The organism is Cytobacillus oceanisediminis (assembly GCF_004366035.1).
Lineage (GTDB): Bacteria > Bacillota > Bacilli > Bacillales > Cytobacillaceae > Cytobacillus > Cytobacillus oceanisediminis_C.
This window is the reverse complement of sequence record NZ_SOEE01000008.1, coordinates 181,784-198,539: the sequence shown is the minus strand read 5'-3', so window position 1 is coordinate 198,539 and position 16,756 is coordinate 181,784. Positions and strand designations below refer to the sequence as shown.

Annotated in this window: 17 protein-coding genes; 10 read left to right on the top strand and 7 right to left on the bottom strand. The window is 44.4% G+C overall.

Features of this window, described 5'->3' with window-relative positions:
- Positions 1-7: 7 nt before the first annotated feature.
- Entirely contained in the window at positions 8-1,216 is a 1,209-nt protein-coding gene (locus tag DFO72_RS20490; protein WP_113883748.1) for a M20 family metallopeptidase, read from the top strand.
- Positions 1,217-1,367: 151 nt separating this feature from the next.
- Here DFO72_RS20490 and DFO72_RS20485 read toward each other — a convergent pair whose 3' ends face one another.
- Positions 1,368-1,643, bottom strand: coding sequence for an alpha/beta-type small acid-soluble spore protein (locus tag DFO72_RS20485; protein ID WP_113883747.1), 276 nt, complete (start codon positions 1,641-1,643; stop codon positions 1,368-1,370).
- A 149-nt stretch (positions 1,644-1,792) separates the two neighbouring features.
- On the opposite strand from DFO72_RS20485, the gene DFO72_RS20480 reads away from it, so the two are divergent.
- The 9 genes from DFO72_RS20480 to DFO72_RS20440 all read left to right on the top strand — a co-directional run bounded on the left by DFO72_RS20480 (position 1,793) and on the right by DFO72_RS20440 (position 11,073).
- Positions 1,793-2,029: a DUF2198 family protein gene (locus tag DFO72_RS20480; RefSeq protein WP_009331867.1), complete on the top strand. Its 237-nt coding sequence runs from the start codon at positions 1,793-1,795 to the stop codon at positions 2,027-2,029.
- A 393-nt stretch (positions 2,030-2,422) separates the two neighbouring features.
- The gene (gene uvrB / locus DFO72_RS20475; RefSeq protein ID WP_113883746.1) at positions 2,423-4,402 is read left to right on the top strand and encodes an excinuclease ABC subunit UvrB; all 1,980 of its coding nucleotides are present in this window, start codon (positions 2,423-2,425) and stop codon (positions 4,400-4,402) included.
- Positions 4,403-4,409: 7 nt separating this feature from the next.
- The gene (uvrA, locus tag DFO72_RS20470) at positions 4,410-7,286 is read left to right on the top strand and encodes an excinuclease ABC subunit UvrA (RefSeq protein WP_113883745.1); all 2,877 of its coding nucleotides are present in this window, start codon (positions 4,410-4,412) and stop codon (positions 7,284-7,286) included.
- A gap of 80 nt (positions 7,287-7,366) precedes the next feature.
- Positions 7,367-8,131 carry a GDSL-type esterase/lipase family protein gene (locus tag DFO72_RS20465; protein ID WP_113883744.1) on the top strand — a complete coding sequence of 255 codons (765 nt, stop codon included), beginning with the start codon at positions 7,367-7,369 and terminating at the stop codon, positions 8,129-8,131.
- A gap of 138 nt (positions 8,132-8,269) precedes the next feature.
- A complete protein-coding gene (locus DFO72_RS20460; protein ID WP_009331863.1) occupies positions 8,270-8,614 on the top strand; it encodes a hypothetical protein in 345 nt (114 codons plus the stop codon).
- Positions 8,615-8,817: 203 nt separating this feature from the next.
- Positions 8,818-9,132 (top strand): DUF4870 domain-containing protein, encoded by a 315-nt coding sequence (locus tag DFO72_RS20455; RefSeq protein WP_113883743.1) that lies wholly within the window; start codon positions 8,818-8,820, stop codon positions 9,130-9,132.
- A gap of 24 nt (positions 9,133-9,156) precedes the next feature.
- Positions 9,157-10,266: a DUF4097 family beta strand repeat-containing protein gene (locus tag DFO72_RS20450; RefSeq protein ID WP_113883742.1), complete on the top strand. Its 1,110-nt coding sequence runs from the start codon at positions 9,157-9,159 to the stop codon at positions 10,264-10,266.
- A gap of 249 nt (positions 10,267-10,515) precedes the next feature.
- Positions 10,516-10,710 carry a PspC domain-containing protein gene (locus DFO72_RS20445; protein ID WP_113883741.1) on the top strand — a complete coding sequence of 65 codons (195 nt, stop codon included), beginning with the start codon at positions 10,516-10,518 and terminating at the stop codon, positions 10,708-10,710.
- Positions 10,711-10,713: 3 nt separating this feature from the next.
- Positions 10,714-11,073 carry a phage holin family protein gene (locus DFO72_RS20440; RefSeq protein WP_113883740.1) on the top strand — a complete coding sequence of 120 codons (360 nt, stop codon included), beginning with the start codon at positions 10,714-10,716 and terminating at the stop codon, positions 11,071-11,073.
- 39 nt (positions 11,074-11,112) lie between these two features.
- Here DFO72_RS20440 and DFO72_RS20435 read toward each other — a convergent pair whose 3' ends face one another.
- The 6 genes from DFO72_RS20435 to DFO72_RS20410 all read right to left on the bottom strand — a co-directional run bounded on the left by DFO72_RS20435 (position 11,113) and on the right by DFO72_RS20410 (position 16,737).
- Positions 11,113-11,778 (bottom strand): N-acetylmuramoyl-L-alanine amidase, encoded by a 666-nt coding sequence (locus tag DFO72_RS20435; protein ID WP_113883739.1) that lies wholly within the window; start codon positions 11,776-11,778, stop codon positions 11,113-11,115.
- Between the two features lie 109 nt (positions 11,779-11,887).
- Positions 11,888-12,619, bottom strand: coding sequence for a GntR family transcriptional regulator (locus DFO72_RS20430; RefSeq protein WP_113883738.1), 732 nt, complete (start codon positions 12,617-12,619; stop codon positions 11,888-11,890).
- A gap of 19 nt (positions 12,620-12,638) precedes the next feature.
- A complete protein-coding gene (nagB, locus tag DFO72_RS20425) occupies positions 12,639-13,382 on the bottom strand; it encodes a glucosamine-6-phosphate deaminase (protein ID WP_113883737.1) in 744 nt (247 codons plus the stop codon).
- Complete coding sequence (nagA, locus tag DFO72_RS20420) at positions 13,379-14,569, bottom strand: N-acetylglucosamine-6-phosphate deacetylase (protein WP_113883736.1); 1,191 nt, start codon at positions 14,567-14,569, stop codon at positions 13,379-13,381. Before nagA ends, nagB begins: the two co-directional genes overlap by 4 nt.
- A 192-nt stretch (positions 14,570-14,761) precedes the next feature.
- Positions 14,762-15,667: an N-acetylmuramic acid 6-phosphate etherase gene (gene murQ / locus DFO72_RS20415; RefSeq protein WP_113883735.1), complete on the bottom strand. Its 906-nt coding sequence runs from the start codon at positions 15,665-15,667 to the stop codon at positions 14,762-14,764.
- Entirely contained in the window at positions 15,664-16,737 is a 1,074-nt protein-coding gene (locus DFO72_RS20410; RefSeq protein WP_113883734.1) for a DUF871 domain-containing protein, read from the bottom strand. The genes murQ and DFO72_RS20410 overlap by 4 nt, the downstream gene beginning before the upstream one ends.
- Positions 16,738-16,756 lie beyond the last annotated feature (19 nt).

The window sequence follows — 16,756 nt, the reverse complement described above, 5'->3', positions numbered from 1 at the left end:
AACAATGATGGCGGCACCTGTAAAAGCACTATCTGAACTGAAAGAAGCAATCAAGAAAAATGTTGAGGATAATAAAGAACTTTATCTTTCCGCAAGCCACCAGATCCATGCGAACCCGGAAATAGGAAATGAGGAGTTTTTTGCCTCTGGCTTGCTTTCAGGCATCCTTGAGAAGGAGGGTTTTGAAGTTGAGCGGGCAGTGGCCGGGCATGAAACAGCTTTCCTTGCCCGGAAAAAATCCGATAAACCGGGGCCGTCTATTGCATTCCTTGCAGAATATGATGCCCTTCCCGGGCTAGGGCATGGATGCGGTCACAATATCATTGGCACGACAAGTGTGGCAGCAGCCATTGCATTGAGCAAGGCTATTGATGAGACCGGAGGAGAAGCAGTAGTATTTGGAACCCCGGCAGAAGAAGGCGGCCCAAATGGAAGTGCAAAAGGCAGCTTTGTGAAGCATGGCTTGCTTGAAGGCATTGATGCGGCCCTAATGGTTCATCCATCAAACCATACCCGCCTGACCAGTTCATCACTGGCAGTTGATCCGCTTGACTTCGAGTTTATCGGCAAGCCTGCCCATGCGGCGGCTTCACCGGAGGAAGGAATCAATGCCCTTGATGCAGTTATTCAGCTGTTTAACGGAATTAATGCTCTTCGTCAGCAATTAAAGGATGATGTGCGAATCCATGGCATTATTACTCATGGCGGGGATGCTCCAAATATTATCCCTGAGTATGCAAAAGCCAGATTCTTCATCCGTGCTTCAACCAGAACCAGTCTTAATGAGGTAACACGGAAGGTTAAAGCTGTCGCCGAAGGCGCCGCATTGGCAACAGGAGCAAAGCTCAATGTCATTGCTTTTCAAAATGAAGTTGATAACCTGCTGTTAAACAAGACATATGACCAAGTGTTTAAAGAAGTGATTGAAGACCTGGGAGAAACGGTCGTGGAAGGGGACAGAGATGGAATCGGCTCGACGGATGCAGGCAACATCAGCCAGGTGGTGCCAACCATTCATCCTTATATTAAAATTGGTGCTGATGATCTTGTTGCCCATACCGTTCCGTTTCGTGAGGCTGCAGCATCTGTAAAAGGAGACGAAGCACTGATAACCGGGGCAAAAGGGCTCGCACTCACTGCCTTCCAGCTGGTAACGGACCCAGAGCTGCTAAAATCCGTTAAACAGGAATTTCTAGAGCGGAAGGCTGCTGAATAAGAATAAAAGCTATCCTTTTGCGGGATAGCTTTTCCTTATTTTAGTGAGTCATTTCCTCAAATTGGAGTGTTGTTCGGCCCCAAAATGCTGATTCTTCTCCTCCAATTAATTGCCTCAATTTCATAATGCTTTTCCAAAAGTTCGCGATTTCCTACTGTTCCTTCATCCGTTCCTGTGCCATTCGAATAAGCTCCTTCACCATACTTCCGCCAATCTTCCCGCCAACTGTTCCTGCCTGTTTGGATGTAAGACGGCCGTTATAGCCCGGCTTCAATGGCACACCGGCCTCCTCGGCAATTTCATATTTCACGCCATCTGGATTTTCACTGTCAACATGGTATCCCTGGTTTGCCATTACCTGATTTTTCAGCTGGTCTAATGCCGCTCTTGAATCCGGCACAAGCGGGCGTTTTTTTCTTCTTGCCATGATGCATTCCTCCATAATAAGTACTTTTTCTTATTATGTGAAAGAACAGAGGGAATAACCCTGAAAAAACTTGTACATCTGCTTATGAAAAGCTATTCTAATGATAGAAACCTTAAATTTTTGTGAATAAACAAAAGAAGGTGTTTTGGTTGGCATTAAAGTACTTGTCAGCTCTGCTGCTGCCTGGCCTGCTGGTATTGCTCTTTACGAGAGTAAGCTATAATCGTGTGATTGGGCTTGTATTGACGGTGGGACTGATTGCGGCTTCTGTCTATAAAGGGTATACAAATTCTTTTGCCTTGATTGTTATAGACGCACTTTCATTGACTGTCGGGTTTTGGTACGCTCAAAAACTGAAGCCCAAAACAAAGCCAAGTGCGGAATAATTTTTGCGGAACCTGTCGAATAAACGCATCGACAGGTTTTTTGCTTAATGTAATTTCAGCTGCATTAATGCCTGCGTAAAATCAGCTATTAATCAATATCAATCAAACGATTGATTTAATTTCAGGGGGTTAATCAAACGATTGATTAACCTTGCTTCGACATCTCCCTCAAAAATTCGGCATATTTCCCAAGCAATATTTTCTCGGCAAATTAAAAAAACGAATATCCGTTCGCATATTGTTGGTTTGTTTTAGGCTCTTTGTGGTAGAATGATGATATGAGTTTTGAGTAAAAAACTGACAAATCAGCCATGCATCCCGGATCTTAAATTCTTTCAATGCTGGTTTGTGATTAATATATAGATAAAAGTAATTTGAACGGGAGGCTTATAGGTGAAGGATCAATTTGAATTAGTTTCAAAATATTCCCCTCAGGGCGATCAGCCTGGGGCAATCAAAAAAATTGTGGAGGGAATTAATGCCGGCAAGAAGCACCAGACGCTTTTGGGTGCAACAGGAACGGGAAAAACCTTCACGGTTTCAAATGTTATACAAGAGGTTAACAAGCCGACGCTTGTCATTGCCCATAATAAGACACTTGCTGGGCAGTTATACAGTGAATTTAAGGACTTTTTTCCAAACAATGCTGTTGAGTATTTTGTCAGCTATTATGACTACTATCAGCCGGAGGCGTATGTGCCTTCTACAGATACCTTTATTGAAAAAGATGCAAGCATCAATGATGAAATTGATAAGCTCCGCCACTCGGCGACTTCTTCATTATTTGAGCGCAAAGATGTCATTATTATTGCCAGTGTGTCTTGTATATATGGTTTGGGTTCTCCTGAAGAATACAGTGAAATGGTGCTATCCCTCAGAACCGGCATGGAGATTGAGAGGAACCAGCTTCTTCACAGGCTCGTTGACATTCAGTATGAGCGCAATGATATCGACTTCCAGCGCGGTACCTTCCGTGTACGCGGGGATGTAGTAGAGATTTTCCCGGCATCACGGGATGAGCATTGTATCCGTGTAGAGTTTTTCGGGGATGAGATAGACCGGATCCGTGAAGTAGATGCCCTCACCGGAGAAATTATGGGTGAACGTGAGCATGTTGCGATCTTCCCGGCATCCCACTTCGTAACGCGTGAAGAAAAAATGCGGATCGCCATCCAGAACATTGAAAAAGAACTGGAAGTGCGCCTTGCTGAATTAAGAGAAAACGATAAGCTTCTTGAAGCCCAGCGCCTCGAGCAGCGGACCCGCTATGACCTTGAGATGATGAGGGAGATGGGGTTTTGTTCCGGCATTGAAAACTACTCCCGCCACCTTACATTAAGGCCGCCTGGTTCAACACCGTATACCCTTCTGGATTACTTTCCGGAAGACTTTCTAATTGTGATTGATGAGTCGCACGTAACTCTGCCGCAAATCCGCGGTATGTTCAATGGTGACCAGGCAAGAAAATCCGTGCTTGTGGACCATGGCTTCCGTTTGCCTTCAGCCATGGATAACAGACCGCTTACGTTTACCGAGTTCGAAAAGCATGTGAAACAGGCTGTCTTTGTTTCGGCAACACCTGGTCCTTATGAGCTTGAGCATACACCGGAAATGATTGAGCAAATTATCCGCCCAACCGGTTTGCTTGATCCTACTATTGATGTCCGTCCAATCGAAGGACAAATTGATGACCTCATCGGCGAAATCCAGGATCGCATTCAGAAAAATGAACGTGTGCTTGTTACTACATTAACAAAGAAAATGTCTGAGGACTTGACAGATTACTTAAAAGAAATCGGCATTAAAGTGCAGTATCTGCACTCGGAGGTAAAAACGCTCGAGCGGATTGAAATTATCCGCGAGCTCCGTCTTGGCAAGTATGATGTGCTGGTTGGGATCAACCTTCTGAGAGAGGGGCTGGATATACCTGAAGTGTCTCTCGTTACCATACTTGATGCAGATAAGGAAGGTTTCCTCCGTTCAGAACGTTCACTCATCCAGACGATTGGACGTGCAGCGCGTAATTCGAATGGCCATGTCGTTATGTACGCAGACCGGATTACAGACAGCATGGAAAAAGCCATCAGTGAAACAAAGCGCCGCCGGTCCATTCAGAAAGAGTACAATGAGAAGCATGGCATCACGCCAATGACTATACAGAAGGATATACGCGATTCAATCCGTGCAACCCATGCGGCAGAAGAGCAAGAAGAATACCAGCCGTCAGCAAAGCTCGGCAAGCTGAACAAGAAAGAGCGGGAGAAGCTGATAGGCGATATGGAAAAAGAAATGAAGGAAGCGGCCAAATCCCTGAATTTCGAAAGGGCTGCCGAGCTTCGTGATTTAATATTAGAGCTGAAAGCGGAAGGATGACGTAAAAATGGCGATGGATAAACTGATTGTAAAGGGTGCCAGAGCCCATAACCTGAAAAATATAGATGTCACCATTCCGAGAGATAAGCTTGTCGTCCTGACAGGACTTTCAGGTTCAGGAAAGTCCTCACTGGCATTTGATACAATTTATGCAGAAGGGCAGCGCCGCTATGTGGAATCATTATCTGCTTATGCCCGGCAATTCCTCGGCCAGATGGATAAGCCTGACGTGGATGCGATAGAGGGGCTGTCTCCTGCCATTTCAATTGACCAAAAGACGACAAGCAGAAATCCTCGTTCCACAGTGGGAACGGTGACAGAAATTTATGATTATCTGCGATTATTATTTGCACGGGTGGGGCGTCCAACCTGTCCGATTCACAACATTGAAATCTCCTCACAGACCATTGAGCAAATGGTTGACCGGATTATGGAGTACCCAGAAAGAACAAAACTCCAGGTTATGGCTCCGCTTGTATCCGGCCGAAAAGGGACACATGTAAAAGTGTTTGAGGATGTCAAAAAGCAGGGGTTTGTCCGTGTCCGTGTCGACGGAGAAATGATGGATCTCGGTGATGAGATTGAGCTGGAAAAAAACAAAAAGCACTCTATAGAAGTAGTAATCGACCGGATTGTCGTAAAAGAAGGGGTAGCTCCGCGGCTGGCTGATTCATTGGAAACCGCGTTGAATCTGGGCAATGGCAAGGTGCTGGTGGATGTAATTGGGGAAGAGGAACTGCTGTTCAGCGAGAACCACGCCTGCCCTCAATGCGGATTTTCAATCGGCGAACTTGAGCCAAGAATGTTCTCTTTTAATAGTCCGTTTGGTGCTTGTACGGAATGTGACGGATTGGGCTCAAAGCTGGAGGTAGATATTGATCTGGTCATACCCAATAAGGATCTTTCATTAAAGCAAAATGCCATTGCGCCATGGGAGCCGACCAGCTCTCAATATTATCCTCAGCTGCTGGAGGCGGTCTGCAATCATTATGGAATTGATATGGACATGCCGGTTAAGGAGATTCCTGAACACTTGCTTGATAAGGTTTTATACGGATCCCCCAAGGACAGCATTTATTTCCGATATGAAAACGATTTTGGCCAGGTAAGGGAGAATTATATCCATTTTGAAGGTGTCATCCGCAATGTGGAGCGCCGCTATAAAGAAACAAGCTCTGATTACATCAGGGAGCAAATGGAAAAATACATGGCCCAGCATCCATGTCCTTCCTGTAAAGGCTACCGTCTGAAGCCGGAAACGCTTGCGGTGCTTGTATCTGGAAAACATATCGGCCATGTCACAGAATATTCGATTGAGGAAGCATTCAGCTTCTTTGAAAATCTGACACTGTCTGAAAAAGAAATGAAGATTGCCAACCTCATTTTCCGTGAGATTAAGGAGAGGCTAGGCTTCCTCATTAATGTCGGGCTGGATTACCTGACATTAAGCCGGGCTGCGGGAACTTTGTCCGGCGGTGAAGCACAGCGTATCCGCCTGGCCACACAAATCGGTTCGCGCCTGACAGGTGTACTCTACATTCTGGATGAGCCTTCGATTGGTCTCCATCAGCGTGATAATGACCGTTTGATTGATACACTGAAAAATATGAGAGATATCGGCAACACCCTGATCGTGGTAGAACACGATGAAGATACGATGGTGGCAGCCGACTATTTAATCGATGTAGGACCGGGAGCGGGGGTTCATGGCGGACAAATCGTTTCAGCTGGTACCCCTCAGGAAGTCATGGATGATCCGAACTCTCTGACAGGTCAATATCTGTCCGGCAGGAAATTTATTCCGCTGCCAATCGAGCGCCGCAAGAACGACGGGCGTTTTATCGAAATTAAAGGGGCTAAAGAAAACAATCTTAAAAATGTGAACGTTAAGTTCCCGCTCGGCACTTTTATTTCCGTTACTGGCGTATCCGGTTCAGGAAAAAGTACGTTAATCAATGAAATTCTGCATAAAGGGCTTGCGCAAAAGCTTCATAGAGCCAAAGCAAAGCCGGGTGAGCATAAAGAAATTAAAGGTGTGGATCACCTCGACAAAGTCATTGATATCGATCAATCCCCAATCGGGCGGACACCTCGTTCCAACCCGGCAACATACACCGGAGTGTTTGATGATATTCGGGATGTATTTGCTTCAACTAATGAAGCAAAAGTTCGCGGCTACAAAAAGGGGCGCTTCAGCTTCAATGTAAAAGGCGGACGATGTGAAGCATGCCGCGGGGACGGGATCATCAAGATTGAAATGCACTTCCTGCCGGATGTGTATGTGCCATGTGAAGTGTGTCATGGCAAACGCTATAACAGGGAAACGCTTGAAGTGAAGTATAAAGGGAAGAATATTTCGGAGATTCTCGAAATGACAGTGGAAGATGCATTGGAGTTTTTCGAAAATATTCCTAAAATCCGCCGCAAGCTGCAGACGATTTATGATGTTGGCTTGGGCTATATCACTTTGGGACAGCCTGCGACAACATTGTCCGGCGGTGAAGCGCAGCGTGTCAAACTTGCTTCCGAATTGCACCGCCGTTCAACGGGCCGCTCCCTGTACATTCTTGATGAACCGACAACTGGCCTCCATGTTGATGATATCTCAAGACTGCTCGTGGTCCTTCAGCGTCTTGTTGAAAATGGAGACACCGTACTGGTTATTGAGCATAATCTTGATGTCATCAAGGCAGCCGACTATATCGTTGACCTTGGACCTGAAGGCGGAGATAAGGGAGGTACCATCTTAGCAGCCGGTACACCGGAAAAAATTGCCGAAGTTCCGGAATCCTATACAGGCAAATACCTCAAACCGATCCTGGAAAGAGACCGCCTGAGGATGAAACAGCAAATTGAAGAAAAAGAGGGCGTGACAAACGCTTAATTAGGAAGAAGCAGTACCGTTTTGGTACTGCTTCTTTTTATGTAGAAGAGATTAATTCTCCGGGATGAGGGGTATAGAACATGCGTCTGCAGCTACCTTCAATAATCTCAACCAAGAAAGGAACATACACTATGAAAAATAAAATCTGCCTTTTGGCAGGCCTTATATTGCTTGGATTCGGCATCTATCTAACCATCACATTTCTGGGAGAAGAGAAAAAGGCTGAAAGCAGTCAAACGATAGTAGCTTTTGGGGATTCGCTTACCTACGGATATGGAGATGAAACGGAAGAGGGATACATTGGCAGGCTGCAGAGCAAACTAGATCGGACATTTCCGGATAAGAATTATAAAATAACAAATCATGGAGTCTATGGCTATAAATCTTCTGATGTCCTCCAGCAAATGCTCAAACCGAAAGTGGCACAGGATATCAAAAATGCAGATATGTTTATCGTATATATTGGCACAAACGATTTGCTGAAAAGCAACGGCGGGGACCTGTATCCGCTCCATCACGAAAAACTGGTTGAAGCTAAAGACATATATGAGGATAAACTGAATGGAATCCTGGAAACACTGGAAACCGCCAACCGTGATGCACCTGTTATCCTGCTCGGACTATACAATCCCTACCCGGACGGCGACCAAATTGAAAAATATATTGATCATTGGAACAAATCCATAAGAAAAAAAGCAGCGGAAGATAAAAAGATCACCTACGTTTCTACCAATGAACTGTTCAAGGGAAAAAACAAGAAACAGTACTTCGCTGATTCCCTTCATCCGAACGGAAAGGGATATGAGCTGATTGCTGATAAGATTATAGATAATTACTCATTTTAGTTTGTTGGCCATTTATTTTGCCTCCCCTTCTATTAATTGATAACACAATGTAATGTTCCAGCAAAATCGATGTAACCAAGCAGCGTTATACTCCTATATAAGGGAAGCTATTGCCTGGAAACAGAAGGGGAGGTCATTATGGAGGATTATTTAGAGAAGTCTCTGGAAGAATGGAAAGAAGATATTTCTGAGGTTTTGGATCAGATTAATAATGAATATGAGGATGTTAAAAAAGAGCTTAAAGTATATTCCTACAAATATGGAATTACAAAGCAGGTTATCCAGTCTACTGTGAACGAAGAGATTATTGATAATATCCGCGAAATGTATCATAAGCCTTTCGAAGAGAAGTATAACGAATTGAAAGAATACATACGTGATTTGGATGAAAAACGAAAAGTATTCCAAATGTTTGTCAATAAAATCGACGAAGTGAAAAAGAAGGAAGCGCCTCGCACTGACCTGGCAGCTGCCTATAAATAGGACTCATCCATAAAACCGTCTTTACAAGAAAGGCGGTTTTTATTATAGAAAAAGCTATGCGACTTGAGGCTATGGAACCCCTCAGCCTGCAGATGTATTTTTAGAAATATGGAGGAAAATCCCCCTTTGATTTTCTATAATGAAGAAGAGGCTGAAACTTTTAGCGCTCCATTTCCGTATGACAGATAAAGGAGCTGAAAACAATGGAAACAAGAAAGGTTCTGTCTGCCTTAAGCTATTTTAGCATTATGTTCGCAGGATTTATTTTTCCGCTCATTGTATTTTTTGCATCAGAAGACACGGAAGTGAAGCGGCATGCCAAGAGTGCATTCCTATCACATTTGATTCCGCTGGTTCCTGTTCCGTTTATTGTTTTTGCTGGTGTAACCCAGTTCATTGTAAATGGTCAGGAAATCCCGGTATTTTTTCTTGCAGCTGTCGGCATCACAATCATTCTGCTATTGATTGTACTTATCTGGAATATCATTAAAGGGGTAAAAGTCCTGATAGAAGAATAGAAATAATAGAGGAGGGCCAAAGAAATGAAAGAGGAACGCAAACGTATTTTAAAAATGGTCGAAGATGGAAAGCTTACTGTAGAGGAAGCTTTAACTCTGCTGGAGCAGCTTGAAAAAACAAATCAGACGATGGAACAGAAGCAGGAGGATTTAATTAAGGAGCTTTCTGCTGAGGTTAAGTTTGAAGAAGCTAAAAAGGGTGAGCCATACAGCTCAAAGCATCAAAGTGCCAAGGAAAAAATCATTGATTTTGTAGATTCTGCCTTTAAGAAAGTGAAGGATCTGGATCTTGATTTTAATTTTGGGAAAAGTGTTGAGATCTCTCATATATTTCAGCATGCAGACGCATACTTAAAAGATCTGGACATTGATGTTGCCAATGGGACAGTTAAGGTGATTCCATGGGAGCAAAGTGATGTCCGCGTTGAATGCAAAGCTAAAGTCTATCGTGTGGATAATCAGGATGAAGCACGCAGAAATTTCCTGAAGGATGTTATTTTTGCCATTGAAGGGCAGAAGCTTAGATTTTCCAGTCAGCAAAAGTGGATGAAGCTTGAAGCGGTCATCTATATTCCCAGATCTGAATATGAAAATGTGAAAATCCGCATGTTTAATGGCCCGATTGAAAGTCAAAACTTAACAGTGGAAAACTTTAAAGCGAAAACGGCCAATGGAAAGATTATGGTTAGTGATTTAAACAGTAAAAATGTTGAGGCTGAAACAGCTAACGGGCAGATTACCATTCAAAAAAGCCGAATCGATCATGTAGAAGCCGAAACGTTAAATGGTGCTATTCTAGCTGAAGGAGACTTCAAAAAAGCCGAACTCCAATCTTTTAATGGCAATGTAACATGCAGGGCAGAAAATGAACGCTGCGAATGGATCGAAGCAAAGGCAGCAACGGGCAGCATCGACCTGTTTGTACCGGATTTTGCTGCTGTCAGCGGAGAGCTTCGCACCAATCTGGGCAGTTTCCACCCTGATATTGAGGGTATTGAAGTAATAGAAGAAAAGAGCGAAGTGATTCAGAAAATGCTGCGCTTCAAGTCTGTAAAAGAAAGCGGCAGCGGACTTAAGCTGAGGGCTGACTCAAAAACAGGTACGATCACGATCAAACGGTCAACAGCCTGGTAAAGCCTAAGAAATAGGCTTTTGATAGATAGTATAAAATTTTGAACATTACTGTCTAGCTCCACAAGGAACGCTTCGACAGCTTTATCATCGCACGGCTAAAAGCGCTAGCTTTAGGAGGAGCGCCTACCCCCTAGAGGTGAGGCCCCTAGGATGGGGGTCATGCAGACGTTGCCACAGGACGTGGCGTTCTTAGTCTGCGTTCCTTCGAGGGCAAGGGGCTTCCGCTTTTCTTGATAGGAGGGATTCATTGTGAATAAATTGGTTCGCTCCCGCAGCAACCGAAAATTAGCGGGGGTATTGGGCGGCTTATCAAAATCGATTGGTATAGATTCTGCCATACTCAGGGTGATCTTCATTGTTTTATTATTTACAACAGGCGTTTTTCCAATGACACTCATTTATGCTCTGCTTGTGTTCGTGCTTCCGAATGAAGAGGTGCTGTAAGAAATGAGATGGATTCTGGGCATTTTGATTAATGCGGTCCTATTTGTAGCGATCGCCGGCTTTTTTAAGGATTCGTTTTACTTATCAGGATTTGGGGCTGCCATCGGTGCCAGCTTCATGCTTTCCATCCTGAACATACTCGTGAAACCAATCCTGATTATATTAACTCTGCCAGTCACTGTTTTAACGCTCGGTCTGTTTTTGTTCGTCATCAATGCTGTTACGTTAATGATTACAGATGGCTTTATGGGGGATTCATTTGAAATTGCCGGGTTTGGCACAGCGATTCTTGTATCTGTGATTATGTCAATAGTTAATCTTGTCATTCAAAAAGCGATTCTTGAACCGGCGAAGGAAAAATAAATGCGCTAAAAATCCAGCATCAGTGATGCTGGATTTTTTCTATTCAATGATGGTAGCATTAAAGCCGTCTTTCTTCAGATTCCCGGCAAGTTTCTCGGCAAGCTGCTTTTCTGAAAATGCAACTTGAACTTTATATTGTTTGATTTTATCATTTTTTCTTAAGCCGTATTGTTCAGCGATTGCTTTTACAATAGCTTGTGCACAGCGTTTTTGATAGAGAGGGGTTCGGAGAAGGGAAGCTTCTTCTTTATTGGTCATAAACCCGCATTCCACAAGGACAGCAGTCATTTTTGTCTCGCGAAGAACCTGGAAATCAGCTGTTTTGACTCCCCGATCCCGCAAGCCTGTAGAACTGATTAAGTTTCGCTGTATCTTTTGGGCTAATGCCAGCGCTTCCCGAGGTTTGGAAGGGTAGACATATGTTTCAATTCCGCCTGCACTGTTCCATCCGCCCGTTCCGAAAGCATTGGCATGGATGGACAAATAGCAGTCCGCGTTTTGTTTATTTGCCAGTGCAGTCCTTTCGGCAAGCGGCACGTCCCGTATATCCGAGTGTGCAAAGGACACCACTGTGTTTTGATAGCTTTCCAGCATCTCCTTCGCTAGTTCTGCAACAGCGCGATTGAATTCATATTCTCTCATTCCGTTAGGGCTCCGTTTGCCTGAAGTACTGAATCCATGCCCGGCATCCAGTATGATTTTCATCTAATCGCTCCTTTCAACTAAAAAAATATTCTCATGTATATAATATGGACGAACCTTCCAAAAGGACATGGTAAAATGAAAATAGGAGAAAACCCTGATGGGCTTTCTCCTATTTTGTAGCACGCTGCATCGTATGAACAAATTTATAGCGGTCTGCGCGGTATGCTGATTTGACAAGCTCAAAAGGCGTGCCGTCCTCTAAAAAGGAAGTTCGGACAATAAGCAGTACAGGCGACCCAGATTCGACCTGCAAGTGGTTTACTTCCGTTTCCTTAGCGATGGAGGCTTCAATTTGCTGGGTTGCTTCACTGATGGTCAGAGACAATTTTTCTTCAATATGCTGGTAAAGGGACTTGTTGATGATTTCTTCCGTAAGCCCTTTAACGAGATTAGCAGGCAGGCAGGTGGTTTCCAGCGCCATTGGCAGATTATCTGCCATCCGCACACGTTTAATTTCATAAACAGGTGTATTTTCTTTTATATCAAGCTTTCTCGCCAGCTGCGGCTCGGCCGGGATGATTTCAAATGAAATGAGACGGCTGCTCGGCACAAGGCCGCGCTCTTTCATATCTTCGGTAAAGCTGGTCAATCCCTGAAGCTTTTGTTCGACCTTCTGCTTGTTGACGAAAGTTCCGCGTCCTTTTTGCCTGTATAGATAGCCATCGTTGACAAGGTTGTTTAAGGCCTGTCTGACTGTCATGCGGCTAATCTGGTATTGCTCAGAATACTCACGCTCAGAAGGGATTGCTTCATCAGGCTTTAATATGCCGCTTTCTATTAATTGTTTAATATACTCTTCCAATTGGTGATATATCGGGATGGGTGATTGCTTATCGATCATGGGAATTCTCCTATCACTATTAGTAGTGCTCATCCTTACTGACAAGACTAAGTGCTTTTTCATCGGCTATGATTGTCACATTCTCATGCAGCTTCAAAGCTGATGCGGGAAACTGTTCATCAGGTTCTCCATAAACCAGCTGCCTGATAGCTTCTGCCTTGGCTGAACCTGAAGCGAGCAGGAGGATTTCCCGGCTATCAAGAATCGAAGCGATTCCCATAGTAATCGCTTGGGCTGGAACGTCTTCAATAGAATTGAAAAACCTTGCGTTCGCCTTACGTGTACTTTCCGCCAGGTCCACGATATGCGTACGGCTGTGAAAAGACGTGCCGGGTTCGTTGAAGCCGATATGACCATTGCGTCCAATTCCCAGCAGCTGCAGATCGATATTTGCCAAATCCTTGATCAGCTGCTCATACCGTTCGGACTCCTGTGGCATATCTTCTGCTGCTCCATTTGGAAGGTGCGTGTGTTCCAGCCGGATGTCCAGGTGATCAAATAGTTCACTATTCATGAAATGCCTGTAGCTATTAGGGTCAGAAGGAAGCAGGCCGATATATTCATCCAAATTAATCGTCGTTATTTTTTCATAAGAAGTGCCATTCTCTTGATGATCTTTAATCAGTTCGGCATAAACTCCTTTTGGTGTGCTTCCGGTTGCAAGCCCTAATGTCATACCCGGCTGCTGCCGAATTTTTTCAATCATCAGCTGGGCCGCTTTTTGGCTCATATGGTTATAATCGGCTGTCCGAATGATCTTCAAAGTGTTTTCACCTCGCGTTCAAAGGCTTTGACGCCTCTGCAGAAAGTCATGGCAACCTCAAGGTTCTCATCGAGTACAACCAGGTCGGCATCCTTTCCTTCCGAAATGCTGCCTTTCCGGTTATACATATTGAGCTGTCTTGCAGGGTTGCTGCTCGCAAGCTGGACAGCTTCAGACAGCCCAATATCAGTAAAATCAATCATATTCTTTATGGAATCTTTCATTTTCAAAATACTTCCAGCCAGTGTGCCGTCAGCAAGCAGTGCCTGGCCATTTTCAACCTTTACATCCTGTCCGCCAAGATCATAATGGCCATTTTTCAGGCATTTTGCTCTCATGGAATCCGTTATCAGGATCATTCCATCCGGGCCCTTGGCGTTCAGTGCAAGCTTGATCATCTCAGGCCGGACATGAATTCCATCAGCAATCATTTCAACTATCAATTCCTTGAATAAAAGTGAAGCGCCGGCTACTCCAGGTTCACGGTGATGCATGCCTCTCATTCCGTTAAAAAGGTGAGTAACCTGCTTAGCTCCCGCCTGAACTGCTTTCTCCATTTCTGTAAAAATGGCATCGCTATGGCCGATTGATGGGACAACACCGTTTTCACTTAAGTACCGGATAAATTCATAGCCATTTGCTTTCTCAGGTGCAAGTGTAATCAGCTTGATGGTTCCATTTGCTGCTTCCTGCCAGCGCTTAAAAAGTTCAATATCGGGCTCGAGTATATGATCCTTCGGCTGGGCTCCGCCTCTTGCTTCGTTAATAAATGGGCCCTCCAGGTGGATTCCGATTACTTCCGCCTGTCCAGGAGTATTTTGTTCTTTTTGAAAGTGAGCTGCATTGACCAGTGCGGCTTCTATTTTTTCCTTTTCCTGTGTGATAGTCGTGGCCAGGAAGCTGGTGGTCCCTTCCTCAGGCAACACGGTGCCCATCGTGTTAAGTGCATCAAATGTTGCATCCATTGTATCGGCACCGCCAGCGCCGTGAATGTGAACATCAATAAACCCCGGACTGATTGTATGCTCAGGGGAAAGTTCTATGATTTCTGTATCCTGGCCGATGGCAGGAAGCTCCTCCAAAGTTCCAGTTTTTAAGATTCGGTCTTTTTCTATTAGAATAAACCCTTGATCGATCATGCTGTTTTCCAGAATAATTCTAGCGTTTTTCAGTAATAGACGGCTCATTTTTTAGTTCATCTCCGTTTGAATGATACTTTTATTATAAAAGGTTTGGATTTAGATGTCTATACCAGTTGAAAGAATTAACTCACTCTGATGCTTTGGTCTATACAACTAAAATAGGATAGAAGGCAGGTGGGCGCTTTCTATCCTATTAATTTAAGTTTAAAGGGAATTTCATACAATATATATGATTATTTATTTAGTATGATATTCCGCAATGGCTTCCCGTAAATAGCCATTATGCTTTTTCAGAAGCCAGGCGGCTGCTTCACCTTTTAATCCTGTTAAAATTTGAAGAATCGCAGCCTTTGTATTATGGTTTTGATCTTTGAGAGCGCCCTGGGCTTCTTCATCAGATGCACCTGTAGCCATTTTGACGATATTTTCAGCACGTTTAAACAGCTTCTCATTTGTCATCTGCACATCTACCATCAGATTGCCGTATACTTTTCCGAGTTTGATCATGGAAGCTGTTGTTAACATGTTCAGGACGAGCTTTTGTGCAGTGCCTGCTTTCATTCTTGTAGAGCCTGTAACAACCTCGGGACCTGTAATAGGAGCTATCGTGTATTTTGCGACTCTCCCCATTTCGGAGTCTTTAGTGCAGGCAACAGCAACAGTAACAGCACCGACTTCATTTCCATATTGAAGAGCTCCGATCGTATACGGCGTACGGCCGCTCGCTGCAATGCCTACAAGCACATCCTTGTCCGATAATTGAATATCTGCGACATCCTGGCGTCCCTGTTCACTGTCATCCTCGGCGCCTTCAACTGCCTCGGTCATGGCTTCTTTGCCGCCGGCAATAATGCCGACAACCATTTCCGGGTCCGTTCCATAAGTTGGCGGACATTCTGAAGCATCAATAATGCCAAGGCGTCCTGAGGTGCCAGCTCCAACGTAAATCAAGCGGCCTCCTTTTTTAAAACTATCCGTAATTTTATCCACCACGTTGACAATGTGAGGGATTTCTCTTGCAATCGCATTAGGAACAATCGTATCTTCCTGGTTGATGATTGTAATAATTTCTTCGGTTGTCATTAAATCTATTTCCATTGTTTTTGGGTTTCGCTGCTCGGTATTTAGCTTTGTAATATTCATTGTTCATCCCTCACTATTAATTGAAATTTAGTTCCTGCCTTGATCTGGTCAAGAAGCGGCAGATCCTCATCTATAACTCTTGCAATCACATTCACGCGTTCATCCCGGGGCAGATCTGTTAAAGTAATCTGCATCTCGCCTGCGTATCGGCCATATAGGATATTATCAGCTGTGACACTGCCTTTTTTACGTTCCAGCTGGTTCAGAGGTTCCCATTTATTTGATCCCTGCCCAGCATATGACCTTGATTCCACTGACCTTACAACATCCCGGGCAGGATCCATCCGATTTGTATGAGGTTTGTTAAAAAGCTCCTTATAAATTTGTCCGCCAATCAGCTCGATTCGGAGAGGTACAGGACCCTTGGCGATTTTTTTCAGTTGCGCAAGAGTCTCTTCTTTTACCGAATTGTCACCGATCAGCACCTTGTCTGTATAGCAGCTGTTCATCAATTCAGCCGCCGCAGCAGCGGGTGGACAGCCCCGATGTTTCTCAAGGGTAGGAAGCCCTGCAAAAATGGGCCCGCGAAGTTCAGCGTCACCAGGCACAAACGCCATGGTGGTTATCCCCACGCTTTTAAGGAACCGATTTCGCTCTATAAAAAAGTCTTTATCCAAACCCGTTTCAGGCCGGGGATAAAAATTATGCCAGGCTTCAACATTATGGGCGTTTAAGCCCAGTTCCATCCACTCCTGCAGTTCTGCAGCAGAGATAGTACTCGCATTGATTCCAAGTTTCATTTTTTTAGAGAGTTCAACAATCTGTTCAGAAGTAAAGCCATAGTCTGCCCGGATTCCGGAGAGACCCCATTCAAGAAGAGTATCGAGCGATTCCCAGTCCAATCCTAGATGGTCCAAGGATTGAGGGGAAACGTCGGCGAGGAGTTCCATTTGATGCTGCTTTGCAAGAGCACCGAGGTTCTGAAGCAATTGTTTATATGTGCTGTGGTCATCTTCGGGAATATGAAGGGAAGTGAAGATTGATGTGAGGCCGTGAGAAGCGGCCCGTTCAATCCATTTTGCATTTTGAAGCTGGCGCTCTTCTGATAGATAAACTGATATTCCAAGCATCATGGTCACCTCTATAAGT

Excerpts from the sequence above, each read along its gene's own strand:
- DFO72_RS20435 (WP_113883739.1), bottom strand. The coding sequence starts at position 11,778 with ATGAAAATCATACTGGATGCCGGGCATGGATTCAGTACTTCAGGCAAA.
- DFO72_RS20485 (WP_113883747.1), bottom strand. The coding sequence starts at position 1,643 with ATGGCAAGAAGAAAAAAACGCCCGCTTGTGCCGGATTCAAGAGCGGCA.
- DFO72_RS20460 (WP_009331863.1), top strand. The coding sequence starts at position 8,270 with ATGGAGGATTATTTAGAGAAGTCTCTGGAAGAATGGAAAGAAGATATT.
- murQ (WP_113883735.1), bottom strand. The coding sequence starts at position 15,667 with ATGAATATTACAAAGCTAAATACCGAGCAGCGAAACCCAAAAACAATG.
- nagA (WP_113883736.1), bottom strand. The coding sequence starts at position 14,569 with ATGAGCCGTCTATTACTGAAAAACGCTAGAATTATTCTGGAAAACAGC.
- DFO72_RS20490 (WP_113883748.1), top strand. The coding sequence starts at position 8 with ATGGCGGCACCTGTAAAAGCACTATCTGAACTGAAAGAAGCAATCAAG.
- DFO72_RS20440 (WP_113883740.1), top strand. The coding sequence starts at position 10,714 with ATGAGATGGATTCTGGGCATTTTGATTAATGCGGTCCTATTTGTAGCG.
- DFO72_RS20430 (WP_113883738.1), bottom strand. The coding sequence starts at position 12,619 with ATGATCGATAAGCAATCACCCATCCCGATATATCACCAATTGGAAGAG.
- DFO72_RS20465 (WP_113883744.1), top strand. The coding sequence starts at position 7,367 with ATGCGTCTGCAGCTACCTTCAATAATCTCAACCAAGAAAGGAACATAC.
- DFO72_RS20410 (WP_113883734.1), bottom strand. The coding sequence starts at position 16,737 with ATGCTTGGAATATCAGTTTATCTATCAGAAGAGCGCCAGCTTCAAAAT.
- DFO72_RS20450 (WP_113883742.1), top strand. The coding sequence starts at position 9,157 with ATGAAAGAGGAACGCAAACGTATTTTAAAAATGGTCGAAGATGGAAAG.
- uvrA (WP_113883745.1), top strand. The coding sequence starts at position 4,410 with ATGGCGATGGATAAACTGATTGTAAAGGGTGCCAGAGCCCATAACCTG.
- DFO72_RS20455 (WP_113883743.1), top strand. The coding sequence starts at position 8,818 with ATGGAAACAAGAAAGGTTCTGTCTGCCTTAAGCTATTTTAGCATTATG.